The sequence below is a fragment of the Frankia sp. CcI156 genome, from assembly GCF_001983015.1.
GTDB lineage: Bacteria > Actinomycetota > Actinomycetes > Frankiales > Frankiaceae > Frankia > Frankia casuarinae.
Genome location: NZ_MOMD01000130.1, coordinates 1 through 1,962, shown reverse-complemented (window position 1 = coordinate 1,962; position 1,962 = coordinate 1). Strand labels below are relative to the sequence as shown.

Annotated in this window: 4 protein-coding genes and 1 pseudogene; 3 read left to right on the top strand and 2 right to left on the bottom strand. The window is 67.9% G+C overall.

Annotated features, from left to right (window positions below):
• Positions 1-183 (top strand): annotated as a pseudogene (locus tag CcI156_RS26465) (IS607 family element RNA-guided endonuclease TnpB); the annotation flags it as partial.
• Between the two features lie 50 nt (positions 184-233).
• Entirely contained in the window at positions 234-923 is a 690-nt protein-coding gene (locus CcI156_RS23655) for an RNA-guided endonuclease TnpB family protein (RefSeq protein ID WP_076808336.1), read from the top strand.
• Positions 924-1,099: 176 nt separating this feature from the next.
• Here the strand turns inward: CcI156_RS23655 and CcI156_RS23650 are convergent, their stop codons facing one another.
• Together CcI156_RS23650 and CcI156_RS23645 are read right to left on the bottom strand one after the other, a co-directional pair.
• Positions 1,100-1,387, bottom strand: a complete 288-nt coding sequence (locus CcI156_RS23650) for a type II toxin-antitoxin system RelE/ParE family toxin (protein WP_011437076.1) — start codon at positions 1,385-1,387, stop codon at positions 1,100-1,102.
• On the bottom strand, positions 1,384-1,683 hold the full coding sequence (locus CcI156_RS23645; protein ID WP_023842225.1) for a type II toxin-antitoxin system Phd/YefM family antitoxin: 300 nt from the start codon (positions 1,681-1,683) through the stop codon (positions 1,384-1,386). The genes CcI156_RS23650 and CcI156_RS23645 overlap by 4 nt, the downstream gene beginning before the upstream one ends.
• A 98-nt stretch (positions 1,684-1,781) precedes the next feature.
• Between CcI156_RS23645 and CcI156_RS26090 the strand changes: the two genes are divergently transcribed.
• The coding region (locus CcI156_RS26090; RefSeq protein WP_175637665.1) for a hypothetical protein at positions 1,782-1,962 on the top strand (181 nt) is incomplete at its 3' end.

The window sequence follows — 1,962 nt, the reverse complement described above, 5'->3', positions numbered from 1 at the left end:
CGCGACCACAACGCCGCGATCAACCTGCACCACCTCGTCGCCGCCAGTACACCGGAGACGGAAAACGCCCGTGGAGCCGACCAGAAGACCCGCGCGAGCGGGCAGGTGGCTGGGAAGCGGGAACCCGGCACGGCCACGGCCGGTCAGACCGGGGGCGCCTCACCGAGAGGCGAGGCGGCATAGGTGATGAGCGCTATCGATCATCACGATGCAACGGTGCCCGCTGGTACCTCGTGCTCTCGTGTGACGACGTTCCCGCCGCGGTSGTGGAACCCACGGGCGCGGTGGTCGGCCTGGATGTCGGGGTCGCGTCGTTGGTGACTACCTCGAACGGCGACCACTACGGCAACCCGCGTTTCCTCGAACGGTCCGCCGAACGCCTTGCCGACGCGCAGCGAGACCTGTCCCGCAAGAAGTGGGGCTCGAAGCGACGGAAGAAGGCCGTGGCACGGGTTGCGGCGCGGTCCCGCGCAGTCGCCCGGCAGCGGGTCGATCTCGCGAACAAGACCGCGCTCGAACTCGTCCGCGACCACGACCTGATCGCCGTCGAAAAACTTAACATCAAGAGTATGGTCAAGCGGGCCGCGCCCAAGCCTGACCCCGACCGGCCGGGAGCGTTCCTGCCCAACGGGCAGGCCGCCAAGACTGGGCTTAACACGTCGATCCTCGACGCCGGGTGGGGGGTGTTCCTCAACGCACTGCGTGCCAAGGCTGAAAGCGCCGGGCGGACGGTTGTTGAGGTGAACGCCCGCCGCACCTGGGTGACCCGGGTGGCGTCGGCGAACCAGCGCAGCACGAGCACCGCCTGCTCACGACTGGTGAGCTTCCGTTGTCACCGCCCCCCTTCAGCCACCCAGCCGCCTACCGTCCGTGATGCTCACGCAGAGCTATCGATCGTTGCGCGGAAAGGCTCACTGAGGTGAGGAGTTGACCGAAGTCGTCGGCGGACAGGACTGCGTTTGCTCGCGGCGGCAGCCCCGCTGGAGCAAGGCAACGGACGCGTGAGGAAGGGGTCGGTGCTTCGTCAGGCTTCCGGCGCCATATGTGCAAGCAGGGGGACATCGGCGGTGCTCGTACCGGCACGCTGCGGTCTCGCCGCTCAACGCCCGCGGTATGCGTCGGCGCGGTGCTCTACGGCGGTCACGAGAACGATGCGGTTCTCTTCGTCAATCTCATAGAGCACCCGGTACATGCCTCGCCGCGCCGACCAGGTTCCAGCGTAGGGCGGGTAGAGGAGACGCTTACCGAGCCTGTGCGGGTTCTCCAGGAGCGTCGTGGTGATGAACTCGTGTACGGCCGTGGCGACCTTTTCCGGTATACGTCCAGCAAGCGCGCGGGCCGCCGGACCGGTGATCTCAAGACGGTACGGCCCGGCAGCGCCCGTCATGACGAGCGTCTCCTGGCATCCGGCGCGGCGCGCTTGGCCATGAGCGCCGCCAGGTCCTCGGCGTCAAGCACGTCGCCGGCCTCGATAGCGGCGCGGGACTCGGCCAACTGCCGCATGGTCTCGCGGTTCGACAACACCTCGACGGTCTCCTCCAGCGCCGCGAGGTCGTCAGGCGAGACGAGGATCGCCACGGCATGACCATGGCGTGTGATCTCTACCCGGTCATGGGTTCGCTCGACGTCGTCGAGCAGCTCCGAGAGGCGGTTCCGAGCATCCGTGAAGGGCAGCGTCGTCACGATCTCAGTCTACGCTCAAGTGGCGTGAAGTTAAGGCAGAACTCGCGGCTCGAATCGGCCACAGAGACAGTCGGCCCGGAGGCCAGGGCGCACTGGCCATGCGCACTGGCCAGGGCGCCCTGGGTGGCAACTCGGCCGTCATCCGCGCAGATCCCGAGCCCGCCGCGTGGGGCCGAGCCGCGGCGGGCACCCGGGCCACACCGACGACGAAGACTGCCGAGCCGTCCTACAAGTGCGTGTGCAACCAAGGGGTGGTGCAGATCGTCCATCGCTGGCGGG

What these genes read in the sequence shown, in the direction of transcription:
- CcI156_RS23650 (WP_011437076.1), bottom strand. Translation starts at nt 1,387, where the DNA reads ATGACGGGCGCTGCCGGGCCGTACCGTCTTGAGATCACCGGTCCGGCG.